This window comes from Enterobacter sichuanensis, assembly GCF_002939185.1.
GTDB lineage: Bacteria > Pseudomonadota > Gammaproteobacteria > Enterobacterales > Enterobacteriaceae > Enterobacter > Enterobacter sichuanensis.
Genome location: NZ_POVL01000015.1, coordinates 1 through 18,465 on the forward strand (window position 1 = coordinate 1; position 18,465 = coordinate 18,465).

Annotated in this window: 8 protein-coding genes; 7 read left to right on the forward strand and 1 reads right to left on the reverse strand. The window is 51.4% G+C overall.

From position 1 onward, the window contains the following. The first annotated feature begins 55 nt into the window (after positions 1-55). Positions 56-6,622 carry an Ig-like domain-containing protein gene (locus C5687_RS08830; protein WP_238380459.1) on the forward strand — a complete coding sequence of 2,189 codons (6,567 nt, stop codon included), beginning with the start codon at positions 56-58 and terminating at the stop codon, positions 6,620-6,622. A gap of 201 nt (positions 6,623-6,823) precedes the next feature. Further along, on the forward strand, positions 6,824-7,663 hold the full coding sequence (locus tag C5687_RS08835) for an OmpA family protein (protein WP_274378542.1): 840 nt from the start codon (positions 6,824-6,826) through the stop codon (positions 7,661-7,663). 110 nt (positions 7,664-7,773) lie between these two features. Here C5687_RS08835 and C5687_RS08840 read toward each other — a convergent pair whose 3' ends face one another. Continuing rightward, entirely contained in the window at positions 7,774-8,469 is a 696-nt protein-coding gene (locus C5687_RS08840; RefSeq protein WP_104556759.1) for a helix-turn-helix transcriptional regulator, read from the reverse strand. A gap of 363 nt (positions 8,470-8,832) precedes the next feature. Between C5687_RS08840 and C5687_RS08845 the strand changes: the two genes are divergently transcribed. The 5 genes from C5687_RS08845 (at position 8,833) to C5687_RS08865 (ending at position 18,463) form a co-directional block, all read left to right on the forward strand. Continuing rightward, complete coding sequence (locus tag C5687_RS08845) at positions 8,833-9,972, forward strand: polysaccharide export protein (RefSeq protein ID WP_047957799.1); 1,140 nt, start codon at positions 8,833-8,835, stop codon at positions 9,970-9,972. A gap of 1 nt (position 9,973) precedes the next feature. Continuing rightward, on the forward strand, positions 9,974-10,423 hold the full coding sequence (locus C5687_RS08850; RefSeq protein ID WP_047957800.1) for an arsenate reductase/protein-tyrosine-phosphatase family protein: 450 nt from the start codon (positions 9,974-9,976) through the stop codon (positions 10,421-10,423). Between the two features lie 17 nt (positions 10,424-10,440). Then, positions 10,441-12,588 (forward strand): polysaccharide biosynthesis tyrosine autokinase, encoded by a 2,148-nt coding sequence (locus C5687_RS08855; RefSeq protein WP_104556760.1) that lies wholly within the window; start codon positions 10,441-10,443, stop codon positions 12,586-12,588. A 294-nt stretch (positions 12,589-12,882) separates the two neighbouring features. Beyond that, positions 12,883-16,755, forward strand: a complete 3,873-nt coding sequence (locus C5687_RS08860; protein WP_082137886.1) for a beta strand repeat-containing protein — start codon at positions 12,883-12,885, stop codon at positions 16,753-16,755. A gap of 127 nt (positions 16,756-16,882) precedes the next feature. Continuing rightward, on the forward strand, positions 16,883-18,463 hold the full coding sequence (locus C5687_RS08865; protein WP_238380463.1) for a ShlB/FhaC/HecB family hemolysin secretion/activation protein: 1,581 nt from the start codon (positions 16,883-16,885) through the stop codon (positions 18,461-18,463). The last annotated feature ends 2 nt before the right edge of the window (positions 18,464-18,465 follow it).

Here is an 18,465-nt window from a genome sequence, read left to right on the forward strand (position 1 = left end):
AGCGTCGGACGATTTCGTCCTTAACCTGGACTTCACCGCGCCGGATGCCAGCAAAGTGAGCATTACCGATGTGGTGGATGATTTTGGTTCCGTAACCGGGACGATTGCCTCAGGTGGTAAGACGGACGATAACACGCCGCTGATCAAGGGAACGGGCGCAGAGCCGGGCAACACCATCACCGTCTATAACGGCGACAGGGTGATTGGCACCGCTAAAGTACAGGCTGACGGTACCTGGGAACTTCAGGTCACGAAAGCCCTGCCTGACGGGACCTACAACCTGACGGTGAAAGAGACCGACAGCGTGGGTAACACCACGGCGGCATCACCGGAATACATTATTCAGATCGATGCCGGCGGTCAGCCGCTGCCACCGACCCTGAGCAGTGTGGAAGATGATGTTGCGCCGCATACCGGCCCATTACAAAAGGATGCGACAACCAACGACGACACCCTGTTGTTGACGGGTACGGCTGAAGCCGGTGTCACGGTTCGCATTTATGGCGGCCCGAACGGCACCACCCTGTTGGGTGAAACCAAGGCTGATGCCCAGGGCAAATGGACCTTCAATACGCCGAAACTGGCGGACGGCGTTCATACGTTTGTCGCGGAGGCCATTAACGACATTGGTCAGGTAAGCCCACAGACTGGCGGCTTCCCGATCACGGTGGATACCAGCGCACCGGGTGAGGTCACTGGCTTTATCGTGAGCGATAACGAAGGTCCGAAGACCGGTACGTTGTCCAATGGCGATACTACTGACGATGCGACACCGACCATCAGCGGCAAAGCAGAGCCAGGCAGCGTGGTTCACATCTATGTGAACGGCCAGGAAAACGGTACGACGGTAGCAGATGCGAACGGTAACTGGTCTTACACCACCGGTTCACTGGCGGATGGGGAATATACCTTCACCGCGCGTGCTGAAGATTCAGCAGGCAACCTGGGAGCTGAAAATGCCGGTGTTACCGTCACGCTTGATACCTCCAGCGTTCCGGTCACCATCGTTCGCGTCATGGATGATAAAGGCACGGTCACCGGCGAACTGAAGGCGAACGACGTCACTGACGACGCGCGTCCGGAATTCAGCGGTAAGGCGAAAGCAGGCAGCACTGTCACCATCATGGATGGCAACGTGGTGTTGGGCAGCGTCAAGGCCGATGCCAGTGGCAACTGGGTATTTACGCCTACCAGCGATCTGGGCGATGGCGTACACAACATTACGGCAACCGCGAAAGATCTGACGGGTAAAGAGGATACCTCCAGCACCTTCAGCTTCGAAATTGACAGTAAAGCACCGAACCGTCCGAGTATCGATTACGCGGAAGATCAGGTGGGGACGATCAAGGACGATCTGAGCAACAACGATGTCACTGACGATCCGCAGCCAATCCTGCACGGTACGGCTGAAGCGGGCAGCACCGTCAATATTTACACCCTTGACGGCACCCTACTGGGTTCAGTCACTGCGAACAGCAGCGGCGCGTGGAACTTCAAGCCGGGCAGCAAGTTACCGGAAGGCAAAAACACCTTCTACGTGACGGCCACGGATGAAGCCGGCAACGTCAGTGACAAGTCTGCGGACTTCATTCTGACCACCGACTACACCGCGCCGGATGCGAGCAAAGTGACCATCGATTCCGTAACGGATAACGTGGGTAACGTTCAGGGGATTGTTGCGGATGGCGGCGTTCTGGACGATTCACGTCCGGTGATTCGTGGCTCGGGTGCGGAAGCGGGCAACGTCATTACCGTCTACACCACGGATAAAGACGGCAACACGAAGATATTGGGTACCACCACAGTTGATAGGAATGGTAAATGGGAACTGACGCCATCTGAGTCTCTGTATGGCGACTCCATCAACAAACTGACCGTGACGGAAACCGATCGTGTTGGCAACGTGGCGAAACCGGCTGACAGCTATGACGTCATTATGTCCGACACGCCGGATGCGCCAGCGATCGTTAACGTTCTGGACGATACCGGCACCACCGTTATCAACCTGGCCAACAATGCGTTGACCAAAGACGACACGCCGACCCTGAAAGGAACGGCGGACGGTGCTGCAGGCGATACGATCACCATCTACAACGGTACTGAGGTTGTCGGTAAGACGACGCTGAACAGCGATGGCACCTGGAGCTTTACGCCATCACCAGCGCTGGCTGACGGTAATTACACCTTTACGGTGACCAATACCAACAGCGCAGGTCAGGAGAGCGATCGCAGTGGTTCGTTCACCCTCACCATTGATTCAACAGCGCCAAATCCGGTCTCCGGTTTGCAGGTGGCTGACGATCAAGGTGCCTGGAAAGGTCAGTTAACCGACGGTATGACCACCGACGACAACAAGCCGACCTTCACCGGTAAAGCGGAGCAGGGCAGTACGGTCACGATTTACGATAACGGCCAGGCGATTGGTTCGGTTGTTGTGACGAACACTGATGGTAGCTGGCAGTACACGCCAACCACGCCGTTAGCGGATGGTGAACACCAGTTCGCGACCCAGGTAACGGATCCGGCGGGTAACAGCAGCGCGATCGTGGATGATATCACTGTCAACGTCTCCACGGGCGCAAGCTATCTGCAACTGCTGCAGGTGGTGGATGACGTCCAGGAAGCGGGTGGTTCACGCGTGCTTCGCGAGGGTGACGTTACCAACGACAGCCAGGTACAGCTGGTCGGTAAGGCGACGGCAGGCAGCACCATTATCATCACCGACGTCGGTGGCGTTCAGCTTGGCACGGTGAAAGCGGATGCCAACGGTAACTGGGAATTCACGCCGCTGAGTAGCCTGAGTGATGGCGCGCATACGCTGCGTATTACCGGGACCGATCCGTCCAATAACCCACTCACGCCGATTGACTTCGATCTGGTGGTGGATACGGTTGCGCCTGTCGCACCGGTTATTACGAATGTGCTGGATGACGTTAACCCGGTTCAGGGTTCCGTTGCCCACGGCAAGCCAACCAACGACACCACGCCGGAAATTACCGGTACGGCGGAGAAGGGAAGCACGGTGAATGTGTACCATCAGGTGGATGCGACAACGCGCATTCTGCTGGGTACCGCTGTTGCCGATAGCACGACGGGTCAATGGACGCTGCAAATCAGCGATGCGAACAAGCTGGCTGAAGGCACCTGGAATCTGGTGGCAACCTCTACAGATGCGGCTGGCAACATCAGTACGCCGAGCAACACCTGGACGATTGTTGTCGATACCACCGTCTCTGACGCGGTTATCAATATCAGCTCTATTTCAGAAGACCGGGGGGCATCAGATACTGACTTCGTCACCAGCGATAACACGCTGTTGATTAACGGTCAGCTGACTAAAGCCCTGCAGGCTGACGAATGGGTTGAGATTAGCCTCGACAACGGGGCAACCTGGACGCGTGCCTCAACGGTAACCGGCACATCCTGGACTGTGGATATGCAGAACACGCCGCTGAACGATGGGGCTTATACCATCCAGGCTCGCGTGGTGGATAACGCCGGTAACGTTGGCAGCACCGATTCTCAGGCGCTGCAGGTGGCATCGGGCGGCAGTGACATGAATGGTCTGACGACGACCACCAAAGTCACCACCGATACCAGCCATGGTCTGACGACCGGGGATCACTTCAGCCATGCCGCAACGGCGACTAACGGCGACATGATCACCCGTGACCGTACGGTGACCATCAGCGGTAACCTGAGTGCTGCGTTGCAGGCGGGTGAGCATCTGCAGATTTCGCTGGATAACGGTAAAACCTGGAAAACGCTGGCCCTTAACGGCCAGAGCTGGAGCTATGAACTGCCGGAAGCGATGGCCAGCGTCACGCATAACTTCAAGCTGCAGGTGATTGACGTTGCAGGCAACCCGGGCACGAACACGAAGTTTGCGGACAGCTACAACGTGGTTATCGATCTGGATTCTCCGGACGGTATTACCGGTGCGCCGAATGTGCCGCAGCACACCACCACAGGAGATTCGTTCACCTTCTCCAGCGGTCAGTACGGCCGTGTTGAAGCGGGGGCGATTGTCTCGCTGGTGAGTGATGTGAACAACAACGGGACCTATCAGGAAGGTCTGGATCAGGTCATTGGCTTCGCGAAAGCGAACACGGACGGCTCCTGGACGTTGAACACGACGCTGCCTGCGGGTGCCCATAACCTGGCCTTTGTGGTCTGGGATGAAGCGGGTAACCGCTCAAGCATGAGCGCCAGCACCAGTACAGGTGTCACCGAAGGTGGCGGCAGTACGCTGATTGAACAAACCTGGGGGGGAACGACCGATGCAGATAGCCGTGGTCTGAACGCCGCTGCGGTGACGATCAGTCAGGATGGTTTGTGGTCATTCTTCCAGAGTGCCCGTGGCACTTCCGGTACGACAACCGCGAACGCCGGACGTGTCTATGACTCCGTCACGCGTGAAGACTACGATTCAACGTACCTTGCACAGCCGTCAACTGACAACGGTGCGGGTTACAACGTAGATAGCACGTCCTACAGCCGTTATGTTAACTCCGCAGCCTTTGCGGACATCAACCGCGATGGCTATGCCGACGTAATGTCTCAGATCAGTAGCTACAGTAACGCGGGTCGTACCGCCTACTGGCTGCAGAACGCTGACGGTAGTTACTCTGCGAAGGCGCTGGATCAGGGCACCCTGAACCACCTCGGCGGCGTGATTTCCTATGACCGTGAAGGTGATGGTTATCTGGACTTTGTGCTGGGTGACTCAGAAGCGGACTCCATCTCGTTCATCAAGAATACGCAGGGCACGCTGAGTTACGAGGATAATGCCGGCTTCTCTGACGGACATCCTGGCGGGGCATTGCCAGCGTCACTGAGTGTGCTGCACGAGGTGGGCGCTGTGGATATCGATAACAACGGTACCGTAGATATTACGGCACATATCGACTACAACGGCGCTGGCAACCTCGTCGGTAACAACTCACGTGGTCTGGGTATTTTGTATAACCAGACAACCGGAACGTCGAAGACTAACTTCGGTGAAGTTGGCTACTACACGAACGTGTTCCGTGACGATGGCCATGAAGACTACGGTAACTTGTCAATCTCCATGACCTATGCAGATTACAACAACGATGGTTGGCTGGATCTGTTCCTGAGTCGAGGATCGAAGGGCGGTAGTAACAGCGATGAGAGCCGCATCTATCTCAACGATGGTACCGGCAAGCTCAATGCAACTGACAGCCAGGCACTGTGGTTTGGCGATAATGTTGACGGCGGCACGTCGCTGGCAGTGGACTGGAACCACGACGGTAAGATGGACATCATCGAAGTGCCACGCTCTGGCGTGACTGGCTCGCCGATGCTGTATACCAATACCGGTAGTAACAACTGGGGTACCAATAAAGTCAGCCTGACGGGGAGCACGACGTTTAACAACCTGACCGGTGCCGTGGCGCTTGACTACGACTGGGACGGTTCGATGGACCTGGTACTGTACCGTTCTGGGGCAGATGCCGATGTTGTGGCAAGAGACGACGCGGCACGCACGTTGCTGGTGAAAAACACCAACATCGCGGCGGACGGCACGAGCCTGCAGATCCGTATTGTTGACGGTAACGGCATCAATACCTTCTACAGCAACACCGTGAAGCTCTATAACTCCGCGGGCGAGCTTGTGGCAACCCAGCTGATTAACCCGCAATCCTCCGGTTCCAGCAACAGCATGGGGCTGGTGAGCTTCTTCGGACTGGATCCGAACGAAGTTTACTCCGTGCAGATGCTGCGCATTACCGACGGTAAAGCGGATCACGTTGGCGCAACGGGCAGCATCGGTGGTTATACCAACGGTACGGTGAATGAGAACTGGGGTGGCCTGACAACAGGTAAAGCCCATGACTCCTACGTGCTGACGGCGGAAAGCGGCACTGCCGCGAACAATACCACCGGCAACAGCGGGATCATCGGTACCGGCTATAACGACACCTTCTTCGGTTCGGCAGGCAACGACACCTACAACGGTGGCGGTGGCTGGAACCAGATTGTGAGCGGTAAGCCAGTCTGGAGTGAAAAAGCCGGCATGGACGTCGTTGACTATAGCCATTCAACAACGGCCATCAACGCGAACCTGTGGACAGGTACTGCAACCGGTAATGGTACCGATAAGCTCCTCAGCATTGAGGGTCTTGTAGGCTCCAGCCAGCAGGACACGTTTACGGATAACTCCGCGAATAACGTGTTTGAAGGACGTGGGGGTAACGACGCCTTCTATCTGGTCAACGGCGGCAACGATACGTTGATGTACAAAGTGCTGGCAGGTATGACCAACGACAGCACCGGTGGCAACGGTCACGACACGATCCACGGCTTCAAGGTGGGTAATCTGGTGAAAGACAGTGATGCAGATCTGCTCGATATGAGCGAACTGCTTGACTACAAAGGTTCAGTCTCCTTCTTCGAAGACGAAGGAAAACTGGAGCTGGATTACTCCTCCCGCGGCGTACTTGACTACGTCAAGGTTGAGGTTGTGGGTAATGACACCGTGATCAGTATCGACCGTGACGGTCAGGGCGGACAACATGGATTTACCCAAGTTGTCACGCTGGCCGACGTGCAAACGGATTTGGTGACGCTGCTGCAGAATAACCAAATCATGATGTAACCCAGTCAATACCCGCCATCTTCGGATGGCGGGCTTTCTGCGCACATCTCTATATCGTTGTTACACAGTCAATCACTGGGTTAATCGGGAATTGGATAAATGAAAGTAACCCTTAATAAGTTTAAAAAAATAAACCTGGCGTGTGCGATTACTGCCGCGCTCAGCGTATTCATATCCAGCGCTGCATTGTCAGCGGAAAGAGTGAAGCATGTCATCGATATACCGGCAGAGACAAAGCCGGTATCTAAAAAGGCGGCGCCTCAGCCATATCGTCCTGTAGCTGATGTTACCCCTGAACTGGCGCAGATTGTGGTTTATTACCCTGAGGGGAGCGTACCCGCGACAATTTATGTCGATCGCGAGCTGCAGTCGGTGCTGTTGCCAGGGCAATTTACCGTCCTGTGCGCCGCGCCAGGCGCGCATGCGGTGGAGTCCTGGTTCAACGATCATCCCACTTATCAGGGCAAACAAAACCCCCTGCAGCAGCTCAGCACCGAGAGTGCGCAAACCTATTTTATTCAGGTTAATCCAGGCACGACAGGAAATACGGCGGCACTGGAAGAGCGTTCACGGGCTGAATCTCTGTTGAGCAACATGCATAAGCAGAGCAAAATCATTAACCGTGCGTCACAGGTAAAAGCGTGTGATTACGTGAATAACACCGGCGTGGTGCTTATTCAGGAGCAAATTCTGTTCCGCTTTGCGGCCAGTAATGCGGCGGGAATTTTTGCGGAGTCGCGCAATAAGCTTGACGAGGTGGTGAAATTCGCCAGAAAAGCAAATAACGTTCGGGAGATCCAGATTGTGGGGTATACCGACGCGATTGGCAGCCGTGAGGCTAACCAGCGTTTGTCTGAAGCACGTGCCGATACCGTTCGTTCGTTACTGATTGCCAAAGGCATTAAACCGGAGCTGATCAATAACACCACGGGCATGGGGGTCGCGCAAAGTGCCGAAGGCTGCGGGACTTCGGCCAGCCAACAGGCGGCAGGATGTAACGTCAACAGTCGCCGCGTAGAAATTTTAGTGAAAAGCCACTAAGTTCGCGTAGAAACAAAAAATACGGATTGCAGAAATGCTTTCCGTATTTTTTTTGGAGAATTGCAACGGGTTTTGAAGACACAGCGAGAGGTGTAACAGGGTATGAGGTATTAAGCAGTCTGCGGTTCGTACATCTGGATGCGGGCAAGGCTGTAGTATTTTTTCTTTTCTCTTATTATTTCATGCTCAATCGATGATCTAATGATTTCACCGCAGGAGTAAATTTTCTTTAACGAGTTAAACCCCAGCTGTTTCATAATGTTATTGCTGTAGGTGTACGTGGTTTTCGGTTTGATGTTATATAAGGTACTGATGTCATCAATGGTATAGCCCGAGATCATCAGCTTTAACACACAGAACTCCATATGCGTTAGCTCGATGTATCTTTTGACCACCCCACTTTTACTGGGATGGCGCTGGGTATGCATTTTTTTGACAATCTCATCGTTGGTCAGATTATTGATGTTCACCAGGCGATGTTTATAGTGCGAGCAAATGCAGGCGAAAAGCTCCGGGAAAAAGTCTGAGTGGTAGGCGATGATGATTTCTTCAGGCGCGCGGAGATTTGTTTTTCGCTGGAGTGAGATAAGCCACTGAAAATAGACAATGTTGCTATAAATGGAGTCAGGAAGTACCAGGTATAAGTTAAAAAAATTATCTTTTTTGATACCTTTTGCCCAGTCATATAAATGATGTTGATTATAAAAAGAGATAATCTCTTCTTTTTTGAACATGCCGGAAAGCAAGTGACGCAATCCGATATTGCTGAAATGACATCTTGATAGTATGACTCGCGACGTATCCATGGTTATCCCTTTGGTTAATTTATTCAGCACGTCTCTTTTTAGCCTAAGATTTGCATGCTATCGAGCTTATGATACGGTATGTATATATTTTCATTTTACACGATGTCGCCGGCTTATTATTTGAGAATACTCCCCACATAAATGGGAATTGTTTACGTATCCGCCATTTTGGTCTTGCTTTATATTAATGGTAAGAAAGAGACGTCTGTGGGTAGGATTACTCTACGTCTGCAGGACAGGCATACTTTTAAGGTTTATCATTTAATCAATTGCGGGTTCCACTCTTCATTCTCTCTGCAACACCACGGGTGGTTGATTAATTATAAGGAAATGTCATTTCCCTGAAATGGCATAAAGAAAAGTATGAGAAAATTTTCAGTTCTGTTTATTTTCACCACGCTATTTTTACTGGCGGGGTGTCAGATCACGCCTGGCAGTCATATTGATACCGCCGGGAAAACGGTGGTCGAAACACCCGATCCCGAGAACCTCAATGATGTAAAGGTTAACGTTTATCCTGTAACCCCGGCGCTGATTGAAAAATTACGGGAGAACGTGGTGGTCGCTCACGCCAATGCGGAGCTGAATAAACGGCTTGAAGCGTATGAATACCGCATTGGTGTCGGAGATATCATCATGGTTACGGTGTGGGAACACCCTGAGCTCACCACCCCGTCCGGCCAGTACCGTAGCGCCAGCGATACGGGGAACTGGGTGCATTCAGACGGCACGATATTTTACCCCTACATCGGGAAAATCCATGTTAAGGATAAAACGGTCACCGAAGTCAGGGAGCTGATCGCTGAACACCTGGCGAAATACATTGAGTCCCCACAGGTTGATGTGGGGATTGCCGCATTCCGTTCTCAAAAGGTGTATGTTTCAGGCGAAGTTAATCAGTCCGGGCAGCAGCCCATCACCAACGTTCCACTGACCATTATTGATGCGGTTAATCTGGCGGGTGGGCTGACTGAAAATGCGGACTGGGGCAACGCGGTTTTAACCCAGGGCGGTAAAAAATCAATTATCTCCCTGCAGGCGTTAATGCAATACGGCGATCTGCAGCAGAATAAGCTGCTCTATGCCGGCGATATTCTGTATATCCCTCGCAATGATGAATTAAAGGTCTTTGTCATGGGGGATGTCGTGAAGCAAACCACCCTGAAGATGGATCGTTCTGGCATGACCCTGACGGAAGCGTTGGGCAATGCGGAGGGAATGAATCAATTAACCAGTGATGCCAGCGGTATCTTTGTGATCCGCTCGGAAAACAAACCGGATGCGGCAAAAGGAAAGCAGGCAAATATTTATCAGCTTGATGCCCGGGATGCGACGGCGCTGGTGCTTGGAACAGAATTCAGGCTCAAGCCGTACGATATTGTGTATGTGACGACTGCGCCTGTTTCTCGCTGGAACAGAGTCATTAATCAATTAATGCCCACCATTAGTGGTGTCTACAGCCTGACGGAAACGACGCGCTTCATCAGGAACTGGAGTAATTAATATGAATGGAAGATACCAGTCCATTCTTGTCGTCTGCACAGGCAATATCTGTCGTTCCCCGGTGGGGGAACGCCTTTTGCGTTCACGCTTGCCCGATATGAAGGTGGATTCAGCCGGAATTGCTGCGTTAACAGGTGAGGCGGCCGATCCTGTAATGGCAGAGACGGCCCGCGAGTATGGCCTTTCATTAGAGGGCCATTGTGCAAAACAACTCACGCCGTTGATGTGTCGCGAATATGATTTGATTCTGGCCATGGAGCAAAATCATATTGAAGCCGTCACCCGCCTGGCAATGGAATCCCGGGGAAAGACATTTTTATTCGGCTACTGGCTCCAGCAACTGGAGATCGCTGATCCTTATCGTCGGGGACGAGATATTTCAGGTGTTATTTTTCAACAACTTTTTTCCGCTGCTGAAGAATGGGTCAGGGTTTTCCAGCAGGTTAAATAATCAAGGCTGATTAGAGCATGTTTGACAAACACATTAGCAAATCGCAAACCGATAATGTTCCGCGGGAGGAGGATGTTGACCTTTTCCAAATCCTTAAAGTGTTATATTACAGTAAGGTCTGGATAGCGGTGACAACATTACTGTTTATCGCGTTCGGCATTGTTATCGCTTACAGTTTAGCGCCCGTCTATAAAAGTGATGCATTAATTCAGGTTGAGAAAAATGCTTCTACGGGGCTTTTAAATAAGTTATCCACAATGCTGCCTGAAGGCTCCGGCGTCGCTTCAGAATCAGAGATTTCGTTAATTAAATCGCGGATGGTGATTGGCAAAACCGTGCGCGATCTGGCGCTGGATATCTCCGTGACTGAGAAACGCTATCCGTTTGCGAATGCGCTGCTCCTGCGCCTGTTTGGCAAACCGACGGGAAAGATTGAGATTTCAACCCTGGCCGTGCCCGAGGCGTTCCTGAACGAAGCGATGATCCTGACTATCACGGTGGCGGGTGATTACACCCTGCAGGTCGGCGAGACCGTGTTGCAGGGTAAAGTCGGCGTCCCGCTTCACGCGCACGGCATTGATTTTATGATTGAACATGCCGAACTGACGCAGAATACCGTCTTCATTTTACGTAAACACAATGAATATTCGGTGATTGATGAGATCAAAAACAACCTGGTGGTGGATGGAAAATCCGGTGGCAATGGGATGCTTCATCTCAGCATGACCGGTTCCGATCCGGTGATGATCAGCAAAATTCTTGAAACGATCAGCCACAATTATCTTGCCCAGGATGTTGCACGTAAGTCAGAAGAGGCCAGCAAGAGTCTGGCCTTCGTGAATGAACAATTGCTGCAAATTAAAAACAATCTGGTGACGGCCGAAAATAAACTCAATGATTTCAGAAAAAATAATGAGTCGGTGGATTTATCGCTGGAGGCTAAATTCATCCTCGACAATGTGGTGTCCATCGATACCCAACTGAATGAATTAACCTTTAAAGAGGCCGAGATTTCAAAGCTATATAAGCGTTCGCATCCGGCTTATAAAGCACTGTCAGAAAAACGAGCCGTCCTGCAGGAAGAAAAAGAGAAGCTTAATCAACGTATCAGCACCATGCCGCGAACGCAGCAGGAAATTTTGAGCATGACCCGTGATGTGCAGATGGGAAATGATATCTATATGCTGTTGTTGAACAAGCAGCATGAGCTCAATATCAATAAGGCCAGTACGCTGGGTAATGTTCGTATTATTGACAATGCTGTCACCCAGCATAAGCCGGTTAAACCGAAAAAGTTGTTGATTGTCATCCTGTCGGCGCTGACGGGCTTCCTGTTCGCCTCTGGCGTGATTCTGATACGCAACATGTTAATCAAAGGGATCAAACAGCCCGCGGAGCTGGAAAAACGGGGTATTCCTGTTCATGCCGTCGTTCCGCTGGCGCCTGAACGGACGAAGAGCAGACGCTGCCGTGCCATTACAACCTACCAGTCTGACGAGCTGTTAGCCAAATCTTCGCCCACCTCGCTGGCGGTTGAGGCGATAAGAGGGCTACGGACCAGCCTTCATTTCGCCATGCTGAAGGCGGAGAATAAAATATTAATGATTTCAGGTACCTCACCGGGGGTGGGTAAATCCTTCATCAGTTCCAACCTCGCGGTGCTGATGGCGCAGGCCGGCACCCGGGTGTTGGTGATTGACTGCGATCTGCGAAGGGGCTATTTGCACAGTATCTTCTCGCAAACGGACGGCCATGCCGGGCTTGCGGATTATTTATCTTCGGATGCGGAGGTGGCCCGGGTAATAGAAGAGACAGAGTACCAGGGCGTTGATTTTATTGGCCGTGGAAGAATGGTCAACAACCCTGCCGAGCTGTTTATGACGCCGCAATTCCGGACGCTGATTGACGCCTGTTCAGCCCAGTACGATGTCATTATTCTGGATACGCCACCGATTCTGAGCGTCACGGATGCCGCGATCATTGGCCGTTTCGCCTCAACGTCTCTGATGGTCGTCAGATTCGAACAGAACTCGATCCAGGAGGTTGAAGCGGGACTGCGTCGATTTGATCAAAACGGTATCGCCATCCAGGGTGTGATATTCAACGGTGTTGAGAAGCGGGCTTCAGCCTCTTATAGCTATGGCGATTACTCATACCAGGAATAATTCATCTCTGTTCTTTAATGAATACGTATTGACAGGTCTGGAATGTATAAAATTCCGAAGGCCTGATGACGAGTTCCTAATTAAAAGTTCCCGTTATGTGGTGCAGTCTGAATGCCAGTTCAGAATAAAAATGCCAGAATTAATGTCAAGGAATGCTCTTAAAAATCTAAATTAATGAACCATCAGGGAGTGACAGGAGGGACCAAAAGCAATCAACGGATATGAAGTAATTATTTAGAGTGGTGATGTTATATTTTGAAAAATGTAATAATTCCGTAATAAAGAGTCGATTAAATGAATAGTAAAAAAAATAAAGTCTTTCAGCTGGAGCTGAAGTGGCATCCCGTTGCTGCTTCTGTTCTGCTCGCTCTGCCATTTGTTGCGCACACAGCAGAGATTAACATCAAGAACGGCGTGGTGTATTCGGCCGGAAATGTGCCCGTCATTAACATTAATAAAGCCAACGATAAGGGGCTTTCTCATAATGTGTATGACAAGTTAAACGTTGATAAGAATGGGCTTATCTTCAATAACAGCACGACTGAATCCAACACCGTGCTGGCGGGTAAGGTGCAGGGGAACAGCAATCTGACCTCCGGGTCGGCGAAAGTCATCCTGAACGAAGTCACCTCTAAAAATGCCTCTGCTATTAACGGTATGATGGAAGTGGCGGGCGATAAAGCTGATTTAATCATTGCCAACCCGAACGGGATTACCGTTAATGGTGGCGGCTCCATTAACACCGGTAAACTGACCCTGACAACCGGTACGCCGGATATTCAGAACGATCAGTTAGCCGGTTATTCTGTCAATGGCGGCACCATTACGCTGGGTAAACTGAATAACGCCAGCCCGACAGAAATTCTGTCCCGTAATGTGGTGGTCACTGACAAAGTGAGCGCGGGTGAGCTGAACGTTGTGGCGGGTAATAACTACGTCAACGCGGCAGGTCAGGTCACCGGTTCTGTTACTGCGGCTGGCATTCGTAATGCCAACAGCATTGACGTGGCTGCCCTGGGCGGGATGTATGCTAACAAGATCACCCTCGTCAGCACCGAAAGCGGTGTGGGCGTGCGTAACCAGGGCATTATTGCGGGTGGCGTTAACGGCGTAAATATTGACGCTAACGGTCAACTGCTGAATAACAACGCGCGCATTGAGTCCTCTGGTCAGATCAATATTAAAACCAATGGCGCACTGAACAACACCACCGGGGATATTACGTCCGTCGGTACCATTGCGCTGGACACCAACAAAAATACCCTCGTCAACAGCCGCTCTGGCAACATTTCGACGATGGGCGACCTCTACGTCAATAGCGGCGCCATTGATAACACCAACGGTAAAATGGCCGCAGCGGGCATGCTGGCTGTTGATACCAACAACAACACCTTAACCAACTACGGTAAAGGGAAGACTGTCGGTATTGAAGCCGGGATCGTGGCGTTAAAAACCGGCACCCTGAATAACAGCAACGGCCAGATCAAGGGCGGTTATGTTGGCCTTGAATCTGCTGCTGTTAACAACAACAGCGGTTTAGTTGACGCCCTCGGTGATGTGAACGTTGTGAGCGGCGGTAACGTCGATAACAACCGAGGCATGATCCGTTCTGCGGGTGGTTTCACCAAGATTGCCGCGAAAGGTACGGTTAATAACGGCGCGACCAAAACCGCCGATACGGCCAGCGATGACTCGTTAGGCATTATTGCTGAGAAGGGCGTGCAGATTGCCGCGAACAGCATCAATAATAACGGTGGGCAGATGGCGTCGAATGGCGATATCTCCCTCGAAAGTGCCGGCACGATTGATAACTACTCCGGCAAGCTGAACTCCAACAGCAAAGTGATTGCTAAAGCCGCCTCCATGCGTAACGACAACGGCGGTGTAGCGGGCCGTACCGGCGTGAGCGCGCAAGTGGGTGGAAATATCACCAACTACATTGGCGTATTCAGTTCTGAAGAAGGTGATGTTGCCCTGGCATCAAATGCCCTGAACAACCGCGGTGGCTTCATTATGGGACAAAACGTCACCATTAATGCCAATGCCGGGGTTAATAACAATACCGCGTTCATCGTTGCCAGTAAGGTATTGAGCGTTACTGCAGGCGATAACATCGAAAACCGTTACGGTACGGATTTCGGCTCTGCATTTGGTACCTACTTCGGCATGCCTCAGCAGAATGGCGGCATGGTTGGTAAAGAAGGCGTCTCGCTGTCCGGGAACACGATTTACAACAACCAAAGCCGTATCATTTCTGAAAATGGCCCGCTGAAAGTACAGGCAAAAGGTAACATCGATAACTCTCGCGCGTTACTGGTGAGCGGTGGAGATGCGTCTATCAAGGCGGGTGGTTCGTTTAATAACAACTATTCCACCACCTACAGCATGGGCGATCTGGCGATCGAGGCCAACAGCCTGAGCAACTACAGCAACGGCGCGCTCGAAGACAACAATGCGACGGGGGTGATTGCGGCTGACAGCGATCTGACGATGAATGTGGCGAGCAGCGTGACCAACTATGGCTGGATCAGCAGCCTGGGTGATGCCATCCTGAACATTCTGAACGGCTCCCTGACCAACCGTAATACGCTCTCCGCTGAGAAATCGCTGACGGTTTCTGCTCAGTCGGGTGTTGAAAACCAGAAAAACATCGCTGCGGGTGGCGCTCTGGTGGTGAATACCCAGCGTGGCGTGACGAACAACTCCGACGGCAACATGGTGGGCGATAGCGTCACGATCTCGGCAGTCTATGATGTCAACAACCGCGGTAACATCGTCGCTGACAACGGTATGGTGATTACCACTAAAGGTAATCTCTATAACGACCTGAATATGGTCAGCTATGGCGATGCCTCCTTCAGTGCCAATAACATTGATAACAACGCCTCCACGATCAAAGCCGACGGCAATTTGACGCTGACGGCGACAGGCAATGTGAATAACAGTCGCGGTAAGCTCATCGCTGAGGCCGGCGATGTGACGATTACCGCGGGTGGAACCGTTGATAACTACTACGGAAAAATCGAGTCCGGTAGCGATATCGTTCTTAAGGCAAACCGACTGAATAACGACTACGGTCGGACGGCTGCCTACGGCAATATCGACCTGGCGCTGATGGGGTATTTCGACAACAACCGTGGTTCACTGCTTTCTCAGGCCGGTGATATCAAACTTTCAGCCAACATCGTGGATAACAACAACGGGTTGATTGCGGGTGAGAATGTCGCTGTTGAGACGAAATCAACGGTGTATAACAACACCGCAATGATCGTGGCGAACAAAAAGCTGTCCGTGAATGCGGCCGGAAATGTTGAAAACCGTGACGGTAACAACTTTGTTCGTTATCACGGCGAAACCTTTGGTGTGACGGGCGATGTTGGCGGCATGATTGGCCGAGAAGGTGTGTCTGTTTCCGGGCAGAACGTCTACAACAACAACAGCAGCATCATCGCGGATAACGGTGCACTGAGCGTGCTGTCGAAAGGGACGCTGGATAACACCCGTGCGATGCTGGTGAGCGGCGCCGATGCGATCGTCAAAGCGGCAGGCACGTTCTACAACAACTACGCGACCCTCTGGAGTGCGGGCAACCTGGACGTGACAGCGGGTTCGCTGAGCAACTACAGCGATGGCAGCATGGCTAACAACACCGCGACCGGCGTTATCGCGTCAGATAAGAATCTTAATCTGACTGTGGATAACAGCGTCACCAACTACGGCTGGATCAGCGGTAAAGGCGATGTGAACGTCAACGTGCTGAAAGGTACTTTGTATAACCGCAATGCGCTTTCTGCAGATAACGCGCTGACAATTAATGCCCTGAACGGTGTTGAGAACTTCAAAGACATCGTCGCGGGTACTAATCTGAAAATGGATACTCAGCGTCACATTACCAATAACAGCAACAGCAATATTCTTGCTCAGAATATCGCGTTGAATGCCGGTGCCGACATTTCCAACCGCGGTAATATTGTGAGCGATTATACGCTGTCTGTGAAAACGGCAGGGAATATCTATAACTACCTCAATATGCTGTCTTATGGCGTTGCTGGTGTCGCGGCGAATAACGTGACAAACAGCGGTCAGGATGCCGTATTCGGTGGCTTATACGGTATGGAACTGATTACCAATAAAGTAACCAATACCGGCACCATTGTTGGTATGTAATCGATAAGGTGTAACAAAAGGCAGCAGCTATCGCCTGATAGCGCAAAGTCAGAACGAGACCCTGCTGCCTTTTTTTCTGAGAAAGTGAATGGAACTGCGATTTAAATTTTTACTGTTATTGCTGGTGATGTCTTTTCAATTGTTTGCGGTTGACGACATTTCTACTCTGATTAAACAGCAGCAAAATGCAGATCTGAATGCTTTCAAAGAACAAAAGGTGTATCGGCAGGATGTATTCTCCAGCACCGAACGTAAAGTATTCAGACTGGATAAGCTACCGGAGGAGGAAAACTGTTTTACCCTAAAGGCGCTTGTTCTTGATAATGATTTTTTGAAACGTAAAACCGAAAAAGCGGTTAAAAAAGAGATCCTCGGACGCTGCGTTGGCAGCATCGGTGTGGTGAAAATTGCCACCGCGTTGCAAGATTTTTATATTGATGCCGGTTACATCACGACCCGTATCACTATTCCTTCGCAGGATATTTCCTCCGGCACGCTGAAGCTTGATGTGAATGCCGGGAAAATAGAAAAAATTATTGTCGAGCATAATGATATTAATCCATGGATGCTGCCGTTTGCGAAAGAAGACATTTTGAATATTCGCGATATCGAGCAGGGCCTGGAAAACCTGCAGCAAGAACCCGGCGTGGATGTGAAGATCAATATTGAACCGGGTACGAAGCACGGGTATAGCACGATTCGCATCACCACCAACCGGGAAAAGCAGTGGAGCGTGCGGGCGAGCTATAACAACTGGGGCGATAAAGCGACAGGAGAATACCTGGCCTCAGTGGTGGGATATTTATACAACACCGCCCGCTTTAGTGACCTGTTTTATCTGGCAGGAACGAAGAGCACGACGGGGCAGTACCAGAGTGTAAGTGGTTACTATGCCCTGCCGGTAGGCTACTGGAACTACTCACTGTTCTACAGCGGCAGTCGTTCGCGGCAGGCGATACCGCTCTATTACACCTCGGTGGATTACGCCGGAAAGAGTGAGTACGGCAGCGTCAAGGCGTCGCGTACGGTCTACCGGGATAAAAGCCGGAAGGTGACGGGGAGTGCCGAGCTGATTCGGCGAAAATCCGGTTATACCATTAATGGCGAAGAGCTTGTCTTGCAGAAGCGTGACATGGATAACGTCAAGTTTGGTGTGAATTACACGCAGCAGCTGGTGAATGCAAACTGGGATTCCACCATATCCTGGCAGCGTTTTGTCACCGGGTTCGGCGCCGAAAAAACGCCGGATATGGTCTATGGCGATGTCAGCCCCGTCAGTCAGCGGGTTAATGTTGAAAGTCGCTATACCCGACAGTTTAGCAATAACGTATATAGCGCCTTTTTTTTTGCGCAATACGCGCCGCGTGAGTTGACCCTCCAGGATCAAATAACGATAGGGGATCGCTGGAGCGTTCGTGGGTTTGAAAATAGCGTTGGCCTGACGGGAAACAGCGGTTACTACCTGCAAAATACACTCTATCACCCGGTGCGAGATATCAACGCCAGCTACTATATCGGCGTAGATGGCGGGCAAATGCGGCGGGACCAAACCTGGGGTGAGGAATTTATTATCGGTGGGACAGTGGGTATTCAGGGAAGCATAAAAAGTCTGGGCTATGACTCGTCATTGTCAGTACCGCTGAAATACCCCGGCAGCATGGATGTCGATAAGCTTAATTTTAATCTGAATCTGACTTATCAGTTATAAAA

Bases quoted from the DNA above. Each gene is read 5' to 3' on its own strand.
- C5687_RS08840 (WP_104556759.1), bottom strand. From the start codon at position 8,469: ATGGATACGTCGCGAGTCATACTATCAAGATGTCATTTCAGCAATATC.
- C5687_RS08845 (WP_047957799.1), top strand. From the start codon at position 8,833: ATGAGAAAATTTTCAGTTCTGTTTATTTTCACCACGCTATTTTTACTG.
- C5687_RS08850 (WP_047957800.1), top strand. From the start codon at position 9,974: ATGAATGGAAGATACCAGTCCATTCTTGTCGTCTGCACAGGCAATATC.
- C5687_RS08855 (WP_104556760.1), top strand. From the start codon at position 10,441: ATGTTTGACAAACACATTAGCAAATCGCAAACCGATAATGTTCCGCGG.
- C5687_RS08860 (WP_082137886.1), top strand. From the start codon at position 12,883: ATGAATAGTAAAAAAAATAAAGTCTTTCAGCTGGAGCTGAAGTGGCAT.
- C5687_RS08865 (WP_238380463.1), top strand. From the start codon at position 16,883: ATGTCTTTTCAATTGTTTGCGGTTGACGACATTTCTACTCTGATTAAA.